Source organism: Nocardia implantans (genome assembly GCF_035544775.1).
GTDB classification, from domain to species: Bacteria; Actinomycetota; Actinomycetes; order Mycobacteriales; family Mycobacteriaceae; genus Nocardia; species Nocardia implantans.
The window spans coordinates 915,277-935,884 of the sequence record NZ_JAYKYQ010000001.1 but is presented as its reverse complement, the minus strand read 5'-3'; the positions used below and the strand labels follow the sequence as shown (position 1 = coordinate 935,884).

Annotated in this window: 21 protein-coding genes and 1 tRNA gene; 13 read left to right on the top strand and 9 right to left on the bottom strand. The window is 69.1% G+C overall.

Annotation, left to right across the window (positions count from 1 at the left end):
- The first annotated feature begins 335 nt into the window (after positions 1 to 335).
- The 3 genes from nhaA to U3653_RS04185 are packed head-to-tail and all read left to right on the top strand — an operon-like array spanning position 336 to position 3,158.
- Positions 336 to 1,637 carry a Na+/H+ antiporter NhaA gene (nhaA, locus tag U3653_RS04195; protein ID WP_195079913.1) on the top strand — a complete coding sequence of 434 codons (1,302 nt, stop codon included), beginning with the start codon at positions 336 to 338 and terminating at the stop codon, positions 1,635 to 1,637.
- 33 nt (positions 1,638 to 1,670) lie between these two features.
- Positions 1,671 to 2,177: a phage holin family protein gene (locus U3653_RS04190; protein ID WP_195079851.1), complete on the top strand. Its 507-nt coding sequence runs from the start codon at positions 1,671 to 1,673 to the stop codon at positions 2,175 to 2,177.
- A gap of 45 nt (positions 2,178 to 2,222) precedes the next feature.
- Positions 2,223 to 3,158 (top strand): alpha/beta fold hydrolase, encoded by a 936-nt coding sequence (locus U3653_RS04185; protein WP_195079850.1) that lies wholly within the window; start codon positions 2,223 to 2,225, stop codon positions 3,156 to 3,158.
- A 171-nt stretch (positions 3,159 to 3,329) separates the two neighbouring features.
- On the opposite strand, the gene U3653_RS04180 is transcribed toward U3653_RS04185, so the two are convergent.
- The 4 genes from U3653_RS04180 to nth form a co-directional block, all read right to left on the bottom strand.
- On the bottom strand, positions 3,330 to 4,523 hold the full coding sequence (locus U3653_RS04180; protein ID WP_067799611.1) for a MarP family serine protease: 1,194 nt from the start codon (positions 4,521 to 4,523) through the stop codon (positions 3,330 to 3,332).
- Positions 4,520 to 5,236: an NUDIX hydrolase gene (locus U3653_RS04175; protein WP_195079849.1), complete on the bottom strand. Its 717-nt coding sequence runs from the start codon at positions 5,234 to 5,236 to the stop codon at positions 4,520 to 4,522. The genes U3653_RS04180 and U3653_RS04175 overlap by 4 nt, the downstream gene beginning before the upstream one ends.
- An 85-nt stretch (positions 5,237 to 5,321) precedes the next feature.
- Positions 5,322 to 5,969: a TlpA family protein disulfide reductase gene (locus U3653_RS04170; protein ID WP_323124477.1), complete on the bottom strand. Its 648-nt coding sequence runs from the start codon at positions 5,967 to 5,969 to the stop codon at positions 5,322 to 5,324.
- Positions 5,966 to 6,667 carry an endonuclease III gene (nth, locus tag U3653_RS04165; RefSeq protein ID WP_323124482.1) on the bottom strand — a complete coding sequence of 234 codons (702 nt, stop codon included), beginning with the start codon at positions 6,665 to 6,667 and terminating at the stop codon, positions 5,966 to 5,968. The genes U3653_RS04170 and nth overlap by 4 nt, the downstream gene beginning before the upstream one ends.
- Before the next feature lie 238 nt (positions 6,668 to 6,905).
- Here nth and U3653_RS04160 point away from each other — a divergent pair, with 238 nt between their 5' ends.
- Both U3653_RS04160 and U3653_RS04155 read left to right on the top strand, forming a co-directional pair.
- Positions 6,906 to 7,133 (top strand): hypothetical protein, encoded by a 228-nt coding sequence (locus U3653_RS04160; protein WP_084486060.1) that lies wholly within the window; start codon positions 6,906 to 6,908, stop codon positions 7,131 to 7,133.
- A gap of 132 nt (positions 7,134 to 7,265) precedes the next feature.
- On the top strand, positions 7,266 to 7,940 hold the full coding sequence (locus U3653_RS04155; RefSeq protein ID WP_067799618.1) for a Crp/Fnr family transcriptional regulator: 675 nt from the start codon (positions 7,266 to 7,268) through the stop codon (positions 7,938 to 7,940).
- A gap of 63 nt (positions 7,941 to 8,003) precedes the next feature.
- On the opposite strand, the gene U3653_RS04150 is transcribed toward U3653_RS04155, so the two are convergent.
- The 3 genes from U3653_RS04150 to sp36 are packed head-to-tail and all read right to left on the bottom strand — an operon-like array spanning position 8,004 to position 9,472.
- Entirely contained in the window at positions 8,004 to 8,795 is a 792-nt protein-coding gene (locus U3653_RS04150; protein WP_195079847.1) for an MBL fold metallo-hydrolase, read from the bottom strand.
- Between the two features lie 39 nt (positions 8,796 to 8,834).
- A complete protein-coding gene (locus U3653_RS04145; RefSeq protein WP_195079846.1) occupies positions 8,835 to 9,293 on the bottom strand; it encodes a RidA family protein in 459 nt (152 codons plus the stop codon).
- Between the two features lie 17 nt (positions 9,294 to 9,310).
- Complete coding sequence (sp36, locus tag U3653_RS04140; RefSeq protein ID WP_085994820.1) at positions 9,311 to 9,472, bottom strand: Sp36 family protein; 162 nt, start codon at positions 9,470 to 9,472, stop codon at positions 9,311 to 9,313.
- Between the two features lie 909 nt (positions 9,473 to 10,381).
- Between sp36 and bagA the strand changes: the two genes are divergently transcribed.
- Both bagA and bagB read left to right on the top strand, forming a co-directional pair.
- Entirely contained in the window at positions 10,382 to 11,377 is a 996-nt protein-coding gene (gene bagA, locus U3653_RS04135) for an ATPase BagA (RefSeq protein WP_195079845.1), read from the top strand.
- Positions 11,378 to 11,438: 61 nt separating this feature from the next.
- Entirely contained in the window at positions 11,439 to 12,578 is a 1,140-nt protein-coding gene (gene bagB, locus U3653_RS04130) for an ATPase BagB (RefSeq protein WP_195079844.1), read from the top strand.
- A gap of 94 nt (positions 12,579 to 12,672) precedes the next feature.
- Here bagB and U3653_RS04125 read toward each other — a convergent pair whose 3' ends face one another.
- Positions 12,673 to 12,996 (bottom strand): WhiB family transcriptional regulator, encoded by a 324-nt coding sequence (locus U3653_RS04125; protein WP_014981178.1) that lies wholly within the window; start codon positions 12,994 to 12,996, stop codon positions 12,673 to 12,675.
- Positions 12,997 to 13,363: 367 nt separating this feature from the next.
- Between U3653_RS04125 and U3653_RS04120 the strand changes: the two genes are divergently transcribed.
- A complete protein-coding gene (locus U3653_RS04120) occupies positions 13,364 to 15,730 on the top strand; it encodes a penicillin-binding protein (RefSeq protein WP_195079843.1) in 2,367 nt (788 codons plus the stop codon).
- Between the two features lie 54 nt (positions 15,731 to 15,784).
- On the opposite strand, the gene U3653_RS04115 is transcribed toward U3653_RS04120, so the two are convergent.
- A complete protein-coding gene (locus tag U3653_RS04115; RefSeq protein WP_195079842.1) occupies positions 15,785 to 16,249 on the bottom strand; it encodes a GatB/YqeY domain-containing protein in 465 nt (154 codons plus the stop codon).
- Positions 16,250 to 16,382: 133 nt separating this feature from the next.
- Here U3653_RS04115 and U3653_RS04110 point away from each other — a divergent pair, with 133 nt between their 5' ends.
- The 5 genes from U3653_RS04110 to U3653_RS04090 all read left to right on the top strand — a co-directional run bounded on the left by U3653_RS04110 (position 16,383) and on the right by U3653_RS04090 (position 20,567).
- On the top strand, positions 16,383 to 17,345 hold the full coding sequence (locus U3653_RS04110) for a metallophosphoesterase (RefSeq protein ID WP_195079841.1): 963 nt from the start codon (positions 16,383 to 16,385) through the stop codon (positions 17,343 to 17,345).
- Between the two features lie 524 nt (positions 17,346 to 17,869).
- Positions 17,870 to 18,967: a DUF8017 domain-containing protein gene (locus U3653_RS04105; protein ID WP_195079840.1), complete on the top strand. Its 1,098-nt coding sequence runs from the start codon at positions 17,870 to 17,872 to the stop codon at positions 18,965 to 18,967.
- A 60-nt stretch (positions 18,968 to 19,027) separates the two neighbouring features.
- A tRNA-Pro gene (locus tag U3653_RS04100) sits at positions 19,028 to 19,101 on the top strand.
- A 104-nt stretch (positions 19,102 to 19,205) separates the two neighbouring features.
- A complete protein-coding gene (locus U3653_RS04095; RefSeq protein ID WP_195079839.1) occupies positions 19,206 to 19,775 on the top strand; it encodes a hypothetical protein in 570 nt (189 codons plus the stop codon).
- 69 nt (positions 19,776 to 19,844) lie between these two features.
- Positions 19,845 to 20,567, top strand: a complete 723-nt coding sequence (locus U3653_RS04090) for an SDR family NAD(P)-dependent oxidoreductase (protein WP_195079838.1) — start codon at positions 19,845 to 19,847, stop codon at positions 20,565 to 20,567.
- Positions 20,568 to 20,608: the final 41 nt, after the last annotated feature.

The window sequence follows — 20,608 nt, the reverse complement described above, 5'->3', positions numbered from 1 at the left end:
AAACCCCGCGAAATCCACATCGTCCCCGAACTCCCCAAAACCCGCAGCGGCAAAATCATGCGCCGCCTCCTACGCGACGTCGCCGAAGGACGCGAACTCGGCGACACCTCCACCCTCGTCGACCCGAGCGTCTTCGAAGCGATCCGAGCGGGCAAGAACTGACCGCACAGCACTGAACGCGGCCGGTGGCGGGATCCGTCACCGGCCGCGGCCGTTAAGATTGCCTAAGGTGTGCCGGGAAGTCTGGTCGGCGAGCGGTCGCGCACCCGTTCAGCCGACTCCGGTGGGGTGCCGCCTCCGCGTCCGCCCGACCACCGGCCGAAAGGTTTCCCGTGATCACGCAAGTGCGCTCGGAACTGTCCCGTTACCTCCGCACGGAAACCTTCGGCGGCGCACTGCTTCTGATCGCGGCGGCGATCGCGTTGCTGTGGGTGAACTCGCCCTGGGGTGCCAGTTATCTGACGGTCACCGAGACGGTCCTCGCCATACCGCCGCTGCACTTGGACCTGACCCTGGCCGAGTGGACCGAGGACGGTCTGCTCGCGGTGTTCTTCTTCGTCGCCGGGCTGGAACTCAAACGCGAACTGGTCGTCGGCGAACTCGCCGACCGCAGACGCGCCGTGCTTCCGGTGGTCGCCGCGGTCGGTGGCGTGCTGACTCCCGCGCTGATCGCGGCGGTGGTCGGGTTCGGGATACCCGGCATGGAGCGCGGCTGGGCCATCCCGGTCGCCACCGACATCGCGTTCGCGCTCGCCGTGCTCGCGCTGACCGGTTCCCGCATCCCGGCGGGCGCGCGGGTGTTCCTGCTCAGCCTCGCCGTGGTCGACGACCTGATGGCGATCATCCTGATCGCGGTGCTGTTCACCACCACGGTGTCGCTGCTGTGGCTGCTGGTCGCCGCAGGATGCTTCGCGGGGTGGGCGTCAGGGCAACGCGCCCGCATCCGCACACCGTTGCTCTATGTACCGCTGGCGCTGGTGTCCTGGTACGCGCTGCACGAGGCCGGTATCCACCCCACCTTGGCCGGCGTCGCGCTCGGCCTGCTCACCCGGGTGCGTCCGGATTCCGGGGAACCCGAAGCGCCCGCCACCCGGCTCGAGCACATCTTCCAACCGGTGTCGGCCGGATTGTGCGTTCCGCTGTTCGCCCTGTTCGCCGCGGGGGTTCCGTTCAATCCCACGGTTTTCGGCGATCTGTTCACCGATCGGCTCGCGCTGGCGGTCATGCTGGGCCTGCTGGTGGGCAAGCCACTGGGGATCTTCGGGATCAGTTGGCTGGCAATCCGCTCTGGCGTCGCGACGCGCCCCAGCGGTCTCGGCTGGCGGGACATGTTCGCCCTCTCGGTGCTGGGCGCGATCGGGTTCACGGTTAGCCTTCTCGTGGCGGAACTCGCGCTCACCGATGTCGCGGGCGAGTCGGCCGTCGAGTTGGCGAAGGCCGCCGTGTTGGTGACATCAATGGCGGCGTCGCTCGCCGGTTCGGCGCTACTGTTGCGGCGTGGGCGTGTCCACCAGGCTCGGCGGGACGCCCGTGCGCTACAACGTGAACAAGACGGCGGCGCGAGCGATCCGCCCGGAGGCGGTAGCCTGCGTGACCACGGAGGGCACCGGGAGCACCGCCGATCGAACGGGAGTTGAAGCAGTGCCGGGACAGGGAGAAGGGTCGACCAAGTGAGTTTCAACCACGGCGGTAACGGGAGCGACGCGCAGGGCGGTCGGACGGTCACCTCCATTCCCCTCACGGATGCCGATCCGCTCGGCAACGCCAGTTTCGGGACGCTGGTGCGCGACGCCGCCGAGCAGATGTCGACCCTGGTCCGCGCCGAGGTCGAACTGGCCAAGGCCGAGGTCACCGGCGAGATCAAGAAGGGCCTGCAGGGCAGCGTCTACTTCATCCTCGCGCTCACCGTGCTGCTGTTCAGCACGTTCTTCTTTTTCTTCTTCCTCGGCGAACTGCTCGATGTGTGGCTGGCGCGCTGGGCGGCCTTCCTGATCGTCTTCCTGCTGATGGTCGTGGCCACCGCGGTGCTGGCGTTCCTCGGCTACCGCAGGGTGAAGAAACTGCGCGCGCCGGAGAAGACGATCGATTCGCTCAAGCAGGCGCGCACGGTGCTGCCGCACGGCCTCGGCGCCGCCGCGCACGACGACCGCCTCGCGCTGGAGAAGCGGACTTCGTAGGCGCGCGTTCGCGAGCCGGTACGGCGGCTACTAGGCTCCATCGGCGTGTCGGCGAACTTGCTTCCGGATCCGTCCAGCGTCCGTTACGACGGACCGTGGACGCATCGGGACGTGCACGCCAACGGCATCCGATTCCACGTCGTCGACGCGGCGCCGGAGCGGTCCGATGCTCCGCTGGTCGTGTTGCTGCACGGCTTCGCGGACTTCTGGTGGTCCTGGCGGCACCAGCTCACCGGCCTGGCCGAACTCGGCTACCGCGCCGTGGCCGTCGACCTGCGCGGCTACGGCGACAGCGACAAGCCGCCGCGCGGATACGACGGCTGGACGCTCGCCGGTGACGTCGCCGGGCTGATCCGGGCGCTCGGCTACACCGAGGCGACGCTGGCCGGGCACGCCGAAGGCGGGCTGGTCTGCTGGACCACGGCGGTGCTGCATCCGCGGCTGGTCCGCTCGATCGCGCTGGTCGGCTCGCCGCATCCGTCCGCGCTCAAGAGCGCCGTGCTGCGCAACCGCCGCCAGCGCGCGGCCTGGCTGCCGAACTTCCTTCGCTACCAGCTGCCCCGGTACGGCGAGCACTTGCTGACCACCGACGACGGCTTCGAAGTGGAACGGCTGCTGCGCCAGCGGGTGAGCGCGGGATGGGCGGGCACCGAAGAATTCATCGACACCGCCCAGCGGATGCGGTCGGCGATCCGGATCCCCGGCGCCGCGCACTGCGCGCTGGAGTACCAGCGCTGGGCCTTCCGCAGCCAGTGGCGTCCGGACGGCCGCCGGTTCATGGCGACCATGCGTGAACCCGTCCGCATCCCGGTCCTGGCCATGCGCGGCGAATTGGACCCGTATGTGCTGCCGGGAACTTTCCGTCGCGACCCGCACCTTTCGCCGGAACGGCGGCTGGTGGGCATCCCGGCGGCCGGGCACTTCGCCCACCAGGAGAACCCGGACGCCGTGACCAAGCGACTGGCCGAACTCCTCGGCTGAACCCCTTCGCGATGCACTCCCGGCCGCTGGGTTCACGGCCGGGGTCGCAGCGATCCCCGCGTTCGCCGGTCGCTTGCAGTCTCACTGCCGCCGAAGGAGTTACGCGGTATCAGCGCGACGCCACCGCACCATTCCAGTGGTACGGCCTGCCGTCGCGCTGAGCACCGCCGATCAGCTCAGCACGCACGCTCCGGTGGCCACCGGACCGTCGGAACGCTGCGAAGCGTCGAGTTCGGAGCGGATCTCGTTGAGCGTCAGCACATAACCGGTGTCGTTGTCGGTCACCGCGGCGCCGAAGACGACCCCCAGCACCTGCCCTTCGGTATCCACCAGCGGCCCACCGGAATTGCCCGCCTGCACCAGGCCGCGGACGGTGTACACCTCCCGCTTCACCGTTCCGTCGCGATAGATATTCGGTCCGGTCAGGTCCAGAGTCTCGCGAATCCGGGCCGCGCTGGCGGTGTACCGGCCACCACCCGGATAGCCGAGCACGATAGCGCTGTCGCCGGTACGAGCGGGTGACGGCGCCTGGGGCACGACCGGAGCGGTGAGGCCGGGCACCGAGAGCACCGCGACATCCGTGAACGGATCGAACAGCACCACCGACGCGGGCAGCGAGCCGTAGGCGGTGTCCACGTCGACACTGGTGGTGCCCGCGACGACGTGGGCGTTGGTCATCACGCGCTCCGGGGCGATCACGAAGCCCGAACCCTCCAGCGCCCGCTGGCAACTCGGCGCGACACCGCGGATGCGCAGCACACTCTGCTGCAGCGAGGCCGCGACCGGGCTGGCCAGCACGCTCGGATCGGGTGGTTCGACGGCGGCGATCGGCGCCCGCCCGAACGGTCCGATCACATCCGGCAGACCGGAGGTGTTGAGCAGTTTGGAGAATTCGTTGGGCAGCTTGCGCAGCCAGTTCGGCGCGACGTCGTTGACGTCGGCGAGCACCCGTGAGCCGTTGATCGCCGTGGCGATGGCCGGCTGCGACGACGTGGCGAGCGGCAACGCCAGCAACCAGGCGGTGACCAGCACGGCGACCGCCTGCAGCACCGCGCCGACCACGCTGTCCACGCTGCGGGTGAACGGATGACGCATGCCGCTGCGCGCGGCGCGCCCGAGCACCATGCCCGCGACCTCACCGACGATCACCAGCACCACGATCAGCAGCACGCCGGTGAGCACCCTGGTGCGGCCCTCGTCGACGTGCACCAGGATGTGCGGCGCGATCAGGATGCCCGCGACCGCGCCGAGCACCACGCCGAGGAAGGCGAGCGCGGACGCCACCGCGCCCTGCCGCCACCCCGACGAGGCGGCGAGCAGGGCCAGCAGCACGACGGCGATGTCGAGCCAGGCCGATGAGCTCATAACGTCATTCCTACGGCGGCGAGTGCGGTCTCCAGATCACGGACGTCATCGTGGTCCCACTCGCGATCCCAGCCGGAGGCCTTGCTGATCCCGGCGATGATGCCGCCGGTCAGGCCCCAGACCAGCATCCCGTCCACCTGGAACGCCGGGCTCTGATAACCGAGCGGACTGCGGACCAAGAAGCGGTTGGCCGGATCCAGCAGCTGCGCGAGCGGAACGCGCACCACCCGCTCGGTCTCGCTCTGGTCGACCACCCCCACCGCGCCCGGCGTGCGCCAATACGCGAGCACCGGCGTCACGTCGAATCGGGACGGCGGCACGAACAGCTTCGGCAGCACCGCGAACGGTTCCACGCCGGAACGGTCGAGCCCGGTCTCCTCGCACGCCTCCCGCAGCGCGGTATCGATCGGCCCGGCATCGCCCGGGTCCGCCGCGCCACCGGGGAAGGCCACCTGACCGCGATGCTGGCGCAGGGTCGAGGCGCGCTGGGTGAGCAGCACCTCCGCGTCGGCGGGCAGTCCGCCCGGCGCGTCCGGGTCCGGCTCCGGCGAGCCGCCGAACAGCACCAGCACCGCCGCTTGGCGCGGCTTCGAGGTCACGGTCATGGCGCGGCGCAGCGCACGCGCCCTGGTCAGGGTGTCGGCGCTGTCGGGGGCGGGTTCGGCCGAGCGGGTCAGCCATTCCGGGATGCCGGGGGGCATTTCGATGGTCATCGCACACCTCCCCCGCGCATTCGCCCACCGACCCGCGTGCACGCCCGCACCGTCACCTCCACCATCGATTCGTCCACCCGCATCGTCACGCGGCTACTCCGAGCTTGCCCGCGACGGTATTCGCGATGTCATCCACCCCGTCGAAAGCGCGCACCTCGACGCCGGCGATCGAGCCGTCGGCCCGCACCAGCACCGAGATCGGCAGCACCGCGGGGGCGCCGACGGCGGTGCGCACTCGCGCGTCGGCGTCGAGCACGCCGGGCAATCGAACGTCCAGTCCGCGCAGACGGGACAGTGCCTTGGCCTCATCAGGGTCGCTGTGCACGGTCAGCACCGTAATCGCGTTTCCGGCGCGTTGGGCGTATTGCTGCAAATACGGCAACTCATCGGCGCACGGTGCGCACCAATAGGCCCAGAGGTTCAGCAGGGCGGGCTTGCCCGCCAGCGCGGCGGCCAGGTCGACCGGCCTGCCGTCGGCGAGACAGCTCAGCGTCATCCCGGACAACGGGCCGCTACCGGAGGCCGCGCCGCTCGGGCAGTCGGGCAGATGGGCCGCGGCGCGCAGGTCGGCGGAGACGCCGGAGGCTACGGAAGCGGGGTGTTGCTCCTGCGTCCGGTCGTCCCCGCCGCGCGGCCACACCGCGACCGCAAGCGCGACCACCACGATCAGACCGGCAAGCGCCCAGCGCCACGCATGTCCCGCTCTCCTTCGGCCCGAGGGCTCCGAACTCACCGGCCCACCAGCTCGAGCAGATGCTCCCGCTCCGGCCCCTTCACCAGCTTGGCCGCGGCTTCCGGATCGGTCGGCCCGATCCCGAACGACGGACAGTCCTTGGCCAGAACGCACGCGCCGCACGCAGGCTTGCGGGAATGGCAGACGCGTCGCCCGTGAAAGATCACCCGGTGCGAGAGCATCGTCCATTCCTTGCGCTCGATCAGCGCGCCGACGATGTGCTCGACCTTGACCGGGTCCTCTTCCTCGGTCCATCCCCAGCGGCGCACCAGGCGGCCGAAGTGGGTGTCGACCGTGATGCCAGGCACCCCGAACGCGTTCCCGAGGATGACATTGGCGGTCTTGCGCCCGATGCCGGGAAGCTGGACCAGTTCGGACAGGGTGTGAGGCAATTCACCGTCGTGACGTTCCAGCAACGCCTGGCCGAGTCCGATCAAAGAGGAGGTTTTGTTTCGGAAGAATCCGGTCGGCCGGATGTATTCCTCCAGCTCCGCCCGATTTGCCTCGGCATATGCACGCGCGTCCGGGTAGCGGGCGAACAGCGCGGGCGTGGTGAGGTTCACGCGCTCGTCGGTGCATTGCGCAGAAAGTATTGTCGCGACCGCCAATTCGAGCGGCGTGGTGAAATCCAGCTCACAGTGCGCGTCGGGGAAGGCGGTCGCCAGTTCCCGGTTCATCCGGCGCGCGCGGCGCACCAGCCCGAGCCGGGTTTCCGCCTGTCGCGCCCTTGTTTTCCGTTTCGGAGCCGCGGCGGCGACCGGCGGCGTTCCTGCGGGCTCGGAGCCGGGCGCAAGCCCGTTCCCGGAGGCGGTGGAGGGGGAGACACGCACGCGTCCACCATACGGAACCGCCGGACAACGTTGCCCTTCCAGTTCAGTTGCCGTGTTCCATCTGAGACCTCGACGGTGTTTACTGCTCGTCATGCAAGGACTCGCTGTGGTGCTCTTCCCAGTGGTGCTGATGCTGTTCGCACTGGGCATGGAGCGGGTCGAGAACCGGCTCCGCAAACTTCTCGAACCCGACGAAGAGGTTCAGCAGTACCTGGACAAGGCAAGCAACGCCGAGGTGAAGGAGCTGACGAAGCTCGGTCTGCCCGCCGCCGTTGCCCGGATGCGCAAGCGCCGCTCCCGCGGCGATGAGATGGATGTGGCCCGCGCGAGCTGATCCGGCGCGAGTGTCGCGCAATCCACTCGTTACGTGGTGTCCGTCACTACGCTGTAGTGACGCCGCGTAGACTGCGCTGTTGGCCGAGTCGCTTCGGTCCGGTACAGAGCCATTTCCCTAAGGAGCACATTCGTGGACGAGGCCCTCGCCAGAGCAGGCATCTTCCAGGGCGTCGAGCCCACTGCGGTGGCCGCCCTCGCCAAGCAACTTCAGCCGGTGGATTTCCCGCGCGGTCATGTCATCTTCAACGAGGGTGAGCCGGGTGACCGGCTGTACATCATCACGTCAGGCAAGGTGAAGATCGGACGCCGTTCGCCCGATGGGCGCGAGAATCTGCTGACCATCATGGGCCCGTCCGACATGTTCGGCGAGCTGTCCATCTTCGACCCCGGTCCGCGCACCTCCACCGCGACCACGGTGACCGAGGTGCGCGCGGTGACGATGGACCGCGACGCACTGAAGGGCTGGATCGATCAGCGGCCCGAGATCGCCGAGCAACTGCTCCGCGTCCTCGCCCGCCGCCTGCGCCGGACCAACAACAACCTGGCCGACCTGATCTTCACCGACGTGCCGGGCCGCGTCGCCAAGGCTCTGCTGCAGCTCGCACAGCGCTTCGGCACGCAGGAAGCGGGCGCGCTGCGGGTCACCCACGACCTGACCCAGGAGGAGATCGCCCAGCTGGTCGGCGCCTCCCGCGAGACCGTGAACAAGGCGCTCGCCGACTTCGCGCATCGCGGCTGGCTGCGGCTGGAGGGCAAGAGCGTGCTCATCTCCGACTCCGAGCGCTTGGCCCGCCGCGCCCGGTAACACTTCTACGACGAGAACGCCGGGTTCAGCGCTCCACTGAACCCGGCGTTCTCGTCGTTCCGGCTAGCCGTGCACGCGCAGGTAGTCCAGCTGCGCCTGCACCGAACTGCGCGCCGCGGGCCACAGCCGCTCGTCCACATCCGCGTACACGCGCCGGACGACCGCCATCGCGTCCGCGTCCGACCCGAGTATCCGCAGCGCCTCCCGCACCTGATCGAGACGCTCGTGCCGGTGCGCGATGTAATACCGAGCCACCGGCTCGAGATCCGGATGGTCCGGGCCGTGCGCGGGCAGCAGGGCCTTGCCCTTGCCCGCTTCGACCAGCCGGTCCAACGAGGACAGATAATCGGCCAGCGCGCCGTCGCCCGGGCCGAGCACGGTGGTGCCCGCGCCGAGGATGGTGTCGCCGGTCAGCACCGCGTCGTCGAGGACGAAACTCACCGAGTCACCGGTGTGGCCCGGCGTCTCGAGCGCGGTGATCCGCAGTCCGGCAGCCTCGATCACCTCGCCGTCGGCGAAGGCGGCGGCCGAGCCGCGCAAGAAGCGGGAGTCCTTGGCGCGCACCGTTGTCCCGGTCAGTTCGACCAGTCGGTCGATGCCGCCGGTGTGGTCGTGATGGTGGTGGGTGATCAGGGTGAGAGCGACCCGGCCGCCGGTGGCCTCCGCGATCGCGGCGCTGTGCGACTCGTCCTCCGGGCCCGGGTCGATCACCACACAGTCCGACCGCCCCGGCGCGCGCAGGATCCAGGTGTTGGTTCCCTCCAAGGTCATCTGGCCCGGATTGGCGGCCAGCAGCACCGCAGCCGTCTCGGTGACCTGCCGCAGTTGCCCGTAGGCGGGGTGTGTCAACGTCATCGCAAAACCTCGGGTAGGAACGGAGCCGACAGTTCCGGTCTAGCGCACCTCGGCGATCAGTTCGACTTCGACCGGAGTGTTGCGCGGAAGCTCGGACACGCCGACAGCCGAGCGCGCGTGCTTGCCCGCGTCACCGAACACCTGACCGAGGAACTCCGACGCCCCGTTGATCACCACCGGCTGGTCGCCGAATCCCGGTGCCGAGGCGACGAATCCAACCACCTTCACGATCCGCACCACCGCGGACAGCCCGACCAGGTCGTGCACCGCGGCCAGCGCGTTCAGCGCGCACAACCGGGCGGCTTCCTTGGCCGCCTCCACCGAAACCTCCGCGCCGACCTTGCCGACCGCGGACAGCTCGCCGTTCACGAACGGCAGCTGACCGGAGGTGTAGACGAGCGACCCCGTGCGGATCGCGGGAATATAGGCCGCGACCGGGGCCGCGACCGGGGGCAGGGTGATTCCGAGCTCGGCGAGGTTCTTCTCCCACTGGGTCACTGCGTCACCCTCCTTCGCTACTTGGGCCGCTTGAGATAGGCGACGTGCTGCTCACCGGTCGGACCGGGCAGCACGGTGACCAGCTCCCAGCCGTCGGCTCCCCACTGATCGAGAATCTGCTTCGTCGCATGCGTCAGCAGCGGCACGGTCGCGTACTCCCACAAGGTCGTGTCACTCATGTGGTGAGCGTAGCTGTGTCTGATTTGCAGCGCCTTCGGCGCTGCGTGTTCGCGGCCCCTTTGTGGCTCGCGTTCGAGCGACCGCCGCTTGCTCCTTCGTCGCGTACGCGGCGGCCGCTCGAACGCGAGCCGAGCCGCGAACGGAACAGGCTCGGTCTCGCTTCGCTCGAAACCTGTGGTCAGGGTGCGCTGGGCACGTCGGCGGTGAGCACTCGCCCTGGCGTTTGCCTCACGGAGTGACCGGGTCCGGCTCTATCGGCGCGCCGGCGCAGAACCAGGCACGCTTCACCCGAAACCCGGGGTGGCGGGCGCTCAGCACGCAGGCGGTGAGCGCTCGCCCTGGTGTTCACCTCCGACGGTGACTGGGTCCGCTCTTCCGCGCGTAGGCGCAGGGGTTCGGGCTCGTTTCGCTCGAGACGGTGGTGCGGTGCACTGGGCGCATGGGAGGAAATCGCGCTGTCGGAGGTTTCGCGGTTTCCCTCGGGGTCGGCGGGCGCATCCCTCGGTGTCATCCGGACACGGCGGCCGTGCGGTGTCCGAGGCGCGCTGCGAGGAGCGAAGATCGTTTCGCCCTGGCGGACCAACCGTTGCCCAGGCCTCCGCAGGCGCGGCAGTCGGGCGAATTCGACCGCACCGCGAACGAGCACGGTCGGTCTCGCCCGGCTCGGCGGCGTCGGATTGATCACTGGCTGCCGCCCACGTATCACCCCCGCCGAATCCGTGGTTCGGTTGCTGATTTCGCACGGTGATCGGGGGCTTCGGCGGGTGGGCTCGCAACTCGTGGCGGGGGTCGGGAACCGCTTGGGGATCAGCCCGTCTGGTACGGCCTGTGCCCGGCGGCGGCGAACCAGTTATAGGCTCGCGATCGTGGGAGTACCAACTGCAGTGCCGCTTTCGGAGGAGCCCGGAATGGGCGCAAGGTGGCCGAAGCGCGCTGAACAGGCCCGTTTGCACTACGTCTCCGGTAAGGGCGGCACGGGCAAGTCGACGGTTGCCGCAGCGCTGGCGCTCGCCCTTGCCGCGGGCGGGCGACGGGTGCTGTTGGTCGAGGTGGAGAGCAGGCAATCGATCGCGCAACTGTTCGATCTGCCGCCGCTGCCGCCGACCGAGACACGGATCGCCACCGCGGACGGCGGCGGCGAGGTGGTCGCGCTGGCGCTGGACATCGAGCACGCCTTCCTCGAATACCTCGACATGTTCTACAACCTCGGCTTCGCGGGCCGCGCGATGCGCAGGATGGGCGCGATCGAGTTCGTCACCACGATCGCGCCCGGTCTGCGCGACGTCATCCTGACCGGCAAGATCAAGGAGTGCGCGGTCCGGGTGGACAAGTCCGGTAAGCGCGTCTACGACGAGATCGTGGTCGACGCACCGCCCACCGGCCGGATCGCGGGCTTTCTCGACGTCACCAAGGCAATGGCCGAGGTGGCCAAGGGCGGGCCGATCGCCTCGCAGGCCGAGGGTGTCTCGCAGCTGCTGCACTCCGACCAGACCATGATTCACCTGGTCACGCTGCTGGAGGCGCTGCCGGTGCAGGAGACGGCCGACGCCGTCGCCGAACTCACGGCCGCGGACCTGCGCATCGGCACCGTCATCGTGAACCGGGCGACCGAGGGCCAGCTCCCGCCCGAGCTGCGCGCCAGGGCCGCTCAGGGTGATCTGGACGCCGACGCCATCCGCGCCGGCCTGGACGCCGCGGGGATCAGCCTCCCCGACAGCGACTTCCAGGGGCTGCTCACCGAAACGATCGAGCACTCCGCCACTCTGCAAGCACAGGACGACAGCGCCGAGGAACTGGCGAAGGTCGACATCTCCCGGCTCTACCTGCCCGCCCTTCCCGACGGGATGGACCTGGGCGGGCTGTACGAACTAGCCGAACACCTCACCGCACAGGGAGTCCGATGAGCGAGCGAACCATCGACACAGCCACGCCCGTGGTCCTGTCGGAGCCGAGCGAGGCGCGGGCATGAGCACGCCGGCCCATCCCCTAGCTGCCCCCCTGGACATCTCGGGGATCATCGCCGACCCATCCGCGCGGGTGGTGGTCTGCTGCGGCTCCGGCGGCGTCGGCAAGACGACCACCGCCGCCGCCATCGCGTTGCGCGCCGCCGAACAGGGGCGCAAGGTCGTGGTGCTCACCATCGACCCGGCGCGCAGGCTGGCTCAGTCACTGGGCGTCGCCGACCTCGGCAACAACCCGCAGCGGGTGGCGCTGGGCCCGGAAGCCAAAGGCGAACTGCACGCGATGATGCTCAACATGCGCCGCACGTTCGACGACATGGTGCTCGAGCACACCAGCGGGGAGAAGGCGGCGCAGATCTTCGCCAACCCCTTCTATCAGACGGTCGCCTCGTCCTTCGGCGGCACCCAGGAATACATGGCGATGGAGAAGCTGGGCCAGCTGGCCCAGCGCGGCGAATGGGACCTGATCGTGGTCGACACCCCGCCGTCGCGCAACGCCCTCGACTTCCTGGACGCTCCCAAACGACTCGGCAACTTCCTCAACGGCCGGATGATCCGGGTGATCATGGCTCCGGGCCGCGGCGTGACCCGGCTCGTGACCGGCGCGATGAGCCTGGCGGTGCGCGGTGTGTCCACCGTCGTCGGTGGCCAGATGCTCAAGGACGCGTCGAATTTCCTGCAATCCTTGGAGTCGCTGTTCGGCGGCTTCCAGGAACGGGCCGAGCGGACCTTCGCGATGCTGTCGAAGCCGGGCACGCACTTCATCGTGGTGGCCGCGCCGGAACCGGACGCGCTGCGCGAGGCCTCGTTCTTCGTCGACCGCCTCTCCACCGAGCGCATGCCGCTGGCGGGGCTGGTGCTCAACCGCACCCACCCCGTGCTGAGCTCCCTGCCCGCCGATCACGCGCTCACCGCCGCCGACCAGGTGGCGGACTCCGATCCGCTCACCGCGGCGGTGTTGCGGGTGCACGCCCGCCGGGTCGCCACCGACAAGCGCGAACAGCATCTGCTGCACCGGTTCACCGGCGCGCATCCGCGGGTGCCGATCGTGTCGGTCACCGCGCTTCCGTTCGAAGTGTCCGACCTCGACGCGCTGCGCGCCGTCGGCGATCAGCTGACCGGCACGGCACGCGCGACCGCCTGATACTTAGGCGTATCCGCTATTGGTCGGACGGAAATAACAGTCCTGAAACGAAACTGAGCCCGCTTGCGCGGGCTCTGTTTCGACGTCGCCGGGCCTACATCGCCACCTGATGCTGGCGCTGGGCCTGGAAGAAATCGGCCCACGAGGTCACTTCCGGATGCTGCTTCAACAGGGCGCGACGCTGCCGTTCCGTCATGCCGCCCCACACACCGAACTCGACGCGATTGTCCAGCGCGTCGGCACCACACTGCATGAGCACCGGGCAGTGCCTGCAGATCGTCGCCGCTTTGCGCTGCGCCGCGCCGCGGACGAACAACTGATCGGGATCCACTTCCTTGCATCGGGCCTGGGCTACCCAGGCGATCCTCGCTTCGGCCTGCTCCACGTCCAATCGAGCGATGGGGGTTGTCATGTGCATTTGGTGTGCCCCTTTGCAGTCCGAACACCGGGTCAACGGCGCTCCAGAATCGCGTTGTCACCACGCAGCACCCAAACCCCGCTGCGAAGTGCACCACATTCCACTTTGAGTGTTAGCTCTATCACACTGGGTTCTCAATCTAGGTAAAGGTATGGCGCTTGCGCAAGACCACCTCGAGATTTTTTGGTACGTCCGTCCATACAAAGCCCGGCGCGCACTGGACGGGCAGGCAGATTGCGTGCGGGCCCTCTTGCGACACGCCGTGCGCGATCGCGCGACACGCCCATTCCGGCTCGTGAACAACCAGTTCCGCGCTTCGGACAAATGCCGCCAAGAACGCCGGAATGGCAACCCGTAGTCTTGATTCGTGCCGATCACACATACGCTCGCGCGGCTGGCCGGTAGCTGCGTGCTTGCCTCCGTGCTCGTCGCCGGGTTGTTGTTCCCGCTCGCCGGCGGCTTCGGGTTCGTCTCCAACCGCGCCGCCGACGCCGTCGACAACGTCTCCTCGGAGCTGGTCGAGGGAACGGTGCCCGCGGTGTCGACCATGGTCGACGCGGCGGGCAATCCGATCGCCTGGCTGTACGAGCAGCGCCGATTCGAGGTTCCGAGCGACCGGATCTCCAACGACATGAAACTGGCGATCGTGTCCATCGAGGACCGCCGCTTCGCCGAGCACGAGGGCGTCGACTGGCAGGGCACGCTACGCGCGTTTCTCACCAACTCCGCCAGCGGCGAGGTCCAGCAGGGCGCCTCGACCCTGGACCAGCAGTACGTGAAGAACTTCCAGCTGCTCGTGGTCGCCAAGACCGACGCCGAGCGCCGCGCCGCCATCGAGACCACTCCGGCCCGCAAGATCCGGGAGATCCGGATGGCGCTGACGCTGGACCGCGAGCTGACCAAGGACGAGATCCTCACCAGGTACCTCAACCTCGTCCCGTTCGGTAACTCGTCCTACGGCATCCAGGACGCGGCGAAGACCTACTTCGGCGTCGACGCGGCCGATCTGAACGTCTCGCAGGCCGCGATGCTCGCGGGCATGGTGCAGAGCTCATCCAAGCTGAACCCCTACACCAATCCCGACGGCGTGCTGGCCAGGCGCAACACGGTGCTGGACACCATGATCCAGAACATCCCCAGCCGTGCCGACGAGTTCCGCGAGGCGAAGACCAAGCCGCTGGGCGTGCTGCCGGAGCCCAAGGGCCTGCCGCGCGGCTGCATCGCGGCCAACGACCGCGGCTTCTTCTGCGACTACGCGCTGCAGTACCTGGCCAACGCCGGGATCAGCCGCGAACAGATCGAGAAGGGCGGCTACCTGATCAAGACCACCCTCGATCCGGCCGTGCAGGACTCGGTGAAGCGCGCGGTGACCGACGCGGCGAACCCGAACCTGGACAACATCGCGGAAGTCATGTCCGTGGTGGGGCCTGGTCAGGACACCCACCCGGTGCTCGCGATGGCGAGCAGCCGCACCTACGGCCTGAACCGGGACGCGAACGAGACCGTGCAACCGCAGCCGTACTCCATGGTCGGCGACGGCGCGGGGTCGATCTTCAAGATCTTCACCACCGCGGCGGCCATGGAGAAGGGGCTCGGCATCGACGCCCAGCTCGACGTGCCCGGCCGGTTCGAGGCGAAGGGCATGGGTAACGGCGGCGCCCGCGGATGCCCGCCCGCCACCTACTGCGTGGAGAACGCGGGCCGGTACAAGTCGCCCATGTCGGTGACCGAGGCGCTGGCGACCTCGCCGAACACCGCGTTCGTCAAGCTGATCCAGGCCGTCGGCGTCACCCCGACCGTCGACATGGCGGTGCGGCTCGGCATGCGCTCGTTCACCGAGGCGGGCACCTCCGGTCACGGCAACCAGAGCCTGGCCGACATGATCAAGGAACAGAACCTCGGCTCGTTCACCCTGGGGCCGGTCGCGATCAATCCCCTCGAGCTGTCCAACGTCGCGGCGACATTGGGCTCCGGCGGCCGGTGGTGCCCGCCGAACCCGATCAAGGAGGTCGTCGACCGCCAGGGCAAGCAGGTGCCGCTGACCCAGCAGGCCTGCGAACAGGTCGTCGAGCCCGGCCTGGCCAACACCCTGGCCAACGCCATGAGCAAGGACGACACTTCCGGCACGGCGGCGGGCGCGGCCCAGTCGGTGGGCTGGAACTATCCGATGTCGGGCAAGACCGGTACCACCGAGAGCCACCGCTCCTCGGCCTTCCTCGGTTTCACGAACGCGCTGGCCGCCGCCGTCTACGCCTACGGCGACAGCCCCACCCCGGGTGAGATCTGCTCGTTCCCGCTGCGCAACTGCGGCGACGGCAACCTGTTCGGCGGTAATGAACCCGCGCGCACCTGGTTCAACGCGATCAAACCGGTGATACCGCTGTTCCCGCCGCCCGTGTTGCCCCCGCTGGACAACAAGTACGTGCGCGGCGCGAACAACGCGCAGGTACCGGATGTCGTCGGCATGACACAGGGTGAGGCCACCGCGGCGCTGGTCGCCGCGGGCTTCCAGGTGTCGCCGGTGACCGGGGCGGGCGATCGCCCCAAGGGGACCGTCATGGGCACCGCGCCCAACGGGTCGGCGATCCCCGGTTCGGTGATCACGCTGTACATCAGCGACGGCACCGTCCGGGCCGCGCCGCCGCCGGGGCCGCCCCCGCCGCCGCCGGGCATCCCGGGGCTGCCCGTGCCGCGGCTGCCACCGATCCCCATCCCGATCCCGATCCCACGCTGAGCAAGCAAAGGGGCCGCGAACCGTACGGTTCGCGGCCCCTTTCGCGTCGCCGTCCTACAGCCGCGCCTTCACCGCGGCCGAGATGCGCGAGCCGTCGGCCTTGCCCTGGGCCAGCCCGGTGGCGATCTTCATGACCTGACCCATCTGGCGCATGCCGGGACGCTCGCCGATCTCCTCGGCGACCTGCGCGATGGCGGTGTCGGCGAGATCGGCGACCTCGGCGTCGGTGAGCTGGGTCGGCAGGTACTCCTCGATGATCTGCGCCTCGGCGCGCTCGTTCGCCGCCAATTCGCCGCGCCCGGCCTGCGTGTAGACCTCGGCGGATTCGCTGCGCTTCTTCGACTCCTTCTGCAGCACGGAGACCACCTCGGCGTCGGTGAGTTCACGGGCCTGCGAGCCGGCGACCTCGGCGTTCTGGATCGCCGACAGCAGCATCCGCAACGTGGAAAGGCGCAGCGTGTCCTTGGCTTTCATCGCGGCGGTGAGGTCCGCTCGCAGCTGCGATTTGAGTTCCGACATGCCGCTCACGGTAGCCGCTCGGGCACGGCGGTCCCACTACATTTGCCGCGCGGCCCGATTTCCCGCCGGAAAAACGGGCGCCTGTGCGGAAACACACTCGGCGGTCCTGCGCGAGGTCACCTATGCTGGGCAAATGCCCGTGATCTCGACCTCTGCTGTACGCACGACCGCGCTGGGAGCCGCCGGGGCCGCGGTGGCCGGAATCGGCTACGCCTCGCTGGTCGAACGCAACGCCTTCGTCCTACGGGAAGCGACCATGCCCGTGCTGGCGCCGGGGTCGTCGTCGCTGCGGGTGCTGCACATCAGTGATCTGCACATGATGCCGGGCCAGAAACTCAAGCAGCAATGGCTGCGGGAACTGGACCGGCTCGAGCCCGATCTGGTGATCAACACCGGCGACAATCTCTCGCACCAGAAGTCGGTGCCCGCGGTAGTCCAGGCCCTCGGCGGGTTGCTCTCCCGTCCGGGCCTTTTCGTTTTCGGCAGCAACGACTACTTCGCGCCGGTGGCGAAGAACCCGCTGAAGTACTTCAAGAAGGATCACCGCCGCACCTACGGCGCCCCGCTGCCGTGGAAGGACCTGCGCGCCGCCTTCACCGAACGCGGCTGGCTCGATCTGACGCACGTACGCCGCGACCTGGAAGTGGCGGGCATCCGCATCGCCACCGCAGGCGTCGACGATCCGCACTTGCAGCGCGACCGGTACGACACTGTCGCCGGCGCTCCGAACCCGTTGGCCGACCTGCGGCTCGGCCTCACCCACTCCCCCGAACCCCGAGTGCTGGACCGCTTCGCCGAGGACGGGTACGACTTGGTCCTCGCCGGGCACACGCACGGCGGCCAGTTGTGCCTGCCCGGCTACGGCGCCCTGGTCACCAACTGCGGGATCGACCGGTCCCGGGTGAAGGGGCAGTCGAAGTGGGGCGAGCACACCCGGTTGCACGTCTCCGCGGGTGTCGGCACCTCGCCGTGGGCGCCGTACCGATTCTGCTGCCGCCCCGAGGCGACCCTGTTGACGCTGGTGGCCGCGCCGCCGAAGCGTCCGGGAGCCGACACGGGCCACGGAGTGTCGGCATCGGAGGCCGTCGCCCGCTAATGTCCCCTGCCGAGACGTGTGGCAGGTAGGGGACAACTGTGAGTGGATTCGACGACCGGCGCGACCCGACTACTCCGGGAGGGCCCGCCGGGCCGCCGACTCCTCGGCAACAACCCTTCCGCGCGTTGCGTTCCGTCCCTACCCCGCCGGACGATGACGACCGCGCTCGGCCACCGCACGGCGGAGCGCATCCGGGCCGAACCGGTGACTCGGGACGCCCTACCGGCACACCGTGGCAGCGGGGCGACCGGTCTTCCGGGCCGGCCCCTGGGCAGCAGCCTCCGGACTCGACCGAGAACGGCGCGATGTCCCAGTGGTGGCAGCCCGACCCGGCCACGCAGTGGCAGCCGTATCAAGAGCCGGCGCCAACGCTTCAGTGGCAACCCGGCTGGCAGAGCGACCCGGCGCTGGGTTGGTCCCCGGACGGCGGTTCGCCGTCGGGCACGCGGGACGATCCGACCATGCTCGCCCCCTCGCCGGGACGTCCCGCGCAACCCGGGTCGCCGGGCCGCGATGATCCCACCATGCTGGCCCAGTCTCTGGGACACACACCTCCCGGGCAGTGGCCACCACAGGCCCAGCCCGGTACCGGCGGACGCAACGATCCGACCATGCTCGGCCAACCGCTCGGCGCGCTCGACCAGCCCGTCCCCTTCGGTCGCGGGAGACCGGGTCCCACACCGGCGCAGAACGATTCGGCGCCGACCTTGCTCGGCTATCCGAGCGCCGATCGGTTCGGTCAACCGGCGCAAACCCCGCAGTGGCAGCCGGTCGGCGGGTCCGGGCCGTACGGCACCGCGCCGGACAGCCGGCACCAGCCGGGCTACGGTCCACAGGCGGGCGGACCGCCGCCGCACAGGCCCGGCGGGAGCGGAAAGGTCATCCTGTCGGTCGGACTCGCGGTGCTGCTGGTAGCCGGTCTCGTGGCCGGTGCGGTGGTCCTCAGCCGGATGAAGACGAACGATCCCGCGCAGCAGACCGCGCCGTCGATGGTGAATGCGCTCGGCACGACCACAGCGGGCGCGCCCGCGCGGACCACGACCAGATCCGCCCCGACGACCACCGCACGGGGTTCCGGCGACAAGAATCCGGTCGTCCCCGGTTATCAGGTCGTCCGGGCGCCCGACAGCGGCGCCGCCTACGACGTGCCCGCCGACTGGACGGTCGCGCCGCCGGGCACGATCGGCGGCTTCGGCGAGCCACCGAACGCGGTCGCGGGCAAGGGCTTGGCCAGCGAGGGCAAGGGCTACTGCCCCGGCTCGACCCGGACCGTAGCCTTCCTGACCGGCTCGAACACCGCCGACCCGGGAAAGGCGGCCACCGAACTGGGCACGAGAACCGCCACACTCGCCTACAAAGGAACGACCGGCGGCACACCCGGCCTGCCCATGCCGCTGGCATCGCTGGACGGATCGCAACACGGCATGTTCGTGGAGACCAAGGGCACCGTCTCCGACGCCAAGCCCGGCTGCGCGAAGGCTTACTCCATCTACACCGCCGCCTTCCCCAACGACCAGGGGAATTTCGTCATGGTGATCGCCGCCGACACGGGTGTCCCGCACGCACTCGACGCCGAGACCGCCAAGCGCATCTTCACCAGCATCCGACCCCTCGAAGGGTGACTGACCTGCCGGTTTAACGTCTCGGGCACCCCTGTTGTAAGCTACTCCAGGTCCACTTCACGGGGTGTGGCGCAGCTTGGTAGCGCGCTTCGTTCGGGACGAAGAGGTCGCAGGTTCAAATCCTGTCACCCCGACTCGTGGTTGAGACGACGGGAAGGCCCCTGACCAGTACGCATGGTCAGGGGCCTTCTCCGTTGCCCGGACGTGGGAGCCGAGACACTCTGCGTAGGCTCGACGCATGCTTGCCCTCTACAGTGCGGCGGTCGCGATCGTCACGGGCGCGACATCGGCCTGGATCGGCTACTACTTCAGTGTCCGCAAGGACCGGTTGCAATGGGACCGGAGTCACGCGACGCGATGGGACAGTGCGCGTCGCGAGGCTTACGTCGCGTTCGCGGCGGCGATCAAGCGCGAGGTCCGCTTGCATGTGAAAATGGCCGCCGCGCAGCATCCGGACGTCTGGCCAGGACACGAGACGTTGTCGATGGAGGAAGGCTGGCCACTGCTCGCGGCAGCCGAGGACGCACGTGCCGACCTCCTGGAATCCATCCTCTTGCTCGCCGACGGCCCCACTGTCGAGGCGGCACGCGAGTGGCAGCAGAAGGTCTGGGAATTGCGTGTGCTGCATCGAGATGCGAACGCCTCCGTGGAGACGATCCGCCAGGCGCTGGCCCGGGCATCGGACGCGCGGGACCGCTTCTACGCGTGCGCTCGACCGGACCTCGGCATTCACTCCGCGCTTCCGGGACCGCGGCCATTGCTCGCCATCGCCGATGAACCCGACACCATGGTCGGCGCCCGATCGTAGGTTGGTCCGATCGTATGCGGGAATATCATGCCTAGAACCGATTCCCCGCAATCGACGAAAGGTCGGCAGATGAGCAAGCCCGTCGATGGCGTGCCCGCGGACAGACCACTGTCCGGGAAGACCGCGCTGGTCACGGCGGCCTACACCGGAATAGGCAGGTCGATCGCGAAAACGCTTGCCGCGCAAGGAGCGAAGGTCGTGGTGCAGCATCCGCACTTCCCCGAGCCCGCCGCGGAGGTGGTCAAGGAGATCACCGAGGCGGGTGGCGCGGCGCTGGCGCTCGCGGCCGACATCGCCGATCGCGACGAATACGAGGAGCTGGTGCAGGCGCTGCTCGAGGAAGGCGGCGGGTGGCACGTGCTGGTCAACACCGCCGCGGTGCCGGAATCCGAACCGTTCCCGAAGCTCAGCTCCGAGGCGTTCGACAGCAATTTCGCGGCCACGGTGAAGGGCGTCTTCCACGGCCTGCAACTGGCTTTGCAGCACTTGGCCGACGAAGGCCGGGTCGTCAACGTCTGTGATCCCGCCGACCCGGGCAGCGCGGTGCACGACGCGACGCGCGGCGCGGTCGAGCAACTCGGCCAGGCCGTCGCCCCGGATTTCAGGTCACGGCGGATCACCGTCAACACGGTCAGCTACGGCGCGGGCACGACCGACAACGCGGAGCTCGAGACCGCACTCGCCTCGTTGCGGCCGGCCGAGCCGGGCGCGGTGGTCGCCTATCTGGCCGGTGCCGCGGCGAGCACGGTGAACGCCCAGGTCATCCGGCTCGACGGCACGAGCGGCCGGTAGCAGGAGCGACTACGACCGGCGCGCCCGCGGTCGGCGAGCAC

Bases quoted from the DNA above. Each gene is read 5' to 3' on its own strand.
- U3653_RS04105 (WP_195079840.1), top strand. From the start codon at position 17,870: ATGCTGGCCCAGTCTCTGGGACACACACCTCCCGGGCAGTGGCCACCA.
- bagB (WP_195079844.1), top strand. From the start codon at position 11,439: ATGAGCACGCCGGCCCATCCCCTAGCTGCCCCCCTGGACATCTCGGGG.
- U3653_RS04090 (WP_195079838.1), top strand. From the start codon at position 19,845: ATGAGCAAGCCCGTCGATGGCGTGCCCGCGGACAGACCACTGTCCGGG.
- U3653_RS04095 (WP_195079839.1), top strand. From the start codon at position 19,206: ATGCTTGCCCTCTACAGTGCGGCGGTCGCGATCGTCACGGGCGCGACA.
- bagA (WP_195079845.1), top strand. From the start codon at position 10,382: ATGGGCGCAAGGTGGCCGAAGCGCGCTGAACAGGCCCGTTTGCACTAC.
- U3653_RS04110 (WP_195079841.1), top strand. From the start codon at position 16,383: ATGCCCGTGATCTCGACCTCTGCTGTACGCACGACCGCGCTGGGAGCC.
- U3653_RS04115 (WP_195079842.1), bottom strand. From the start codon at position 16,249: ATGTCGGAACTCAAATCGCAGCTGCGAGCGGACCTCACCGCCGCGATG.
- U3653_RS04175 (WP_195079849.1), bottom strand. From the start codon at position 5,236: ATGACCATCGAAATGCCCCCCGGCATCCCGGAATGGCTGACCCGCTCG.
- U3653_RS04125 (WP_014981178.1), bottom strand. From the start codon at position 12,996: ATGCACATGACAACCCCCATCGCTCGATTGGACGTGGAGCAGGCCGAA.
- U3653_RS04180 (WP_067799611.1), bottom strand. From the start codon at position 4,523: ATGAGCTCATCGGCCTGGCTCGACATCGCCGTCGTGCTGCTGGCCCTG.
- sp36 (WP_085994820.1), bottom strand. From the start codon at position 9,472: ATGAGTGACACGACCTTGTGGGAGTACGCGACCGTGCCGCTGCTGACG.
- U3653_RS04150 (WP_195079847.1), bottom strand. From the start codon at position 8,795: ATGACGTTGACACACCCCGCCTACGGGCAACTGCGGCAGGTCACCGAG.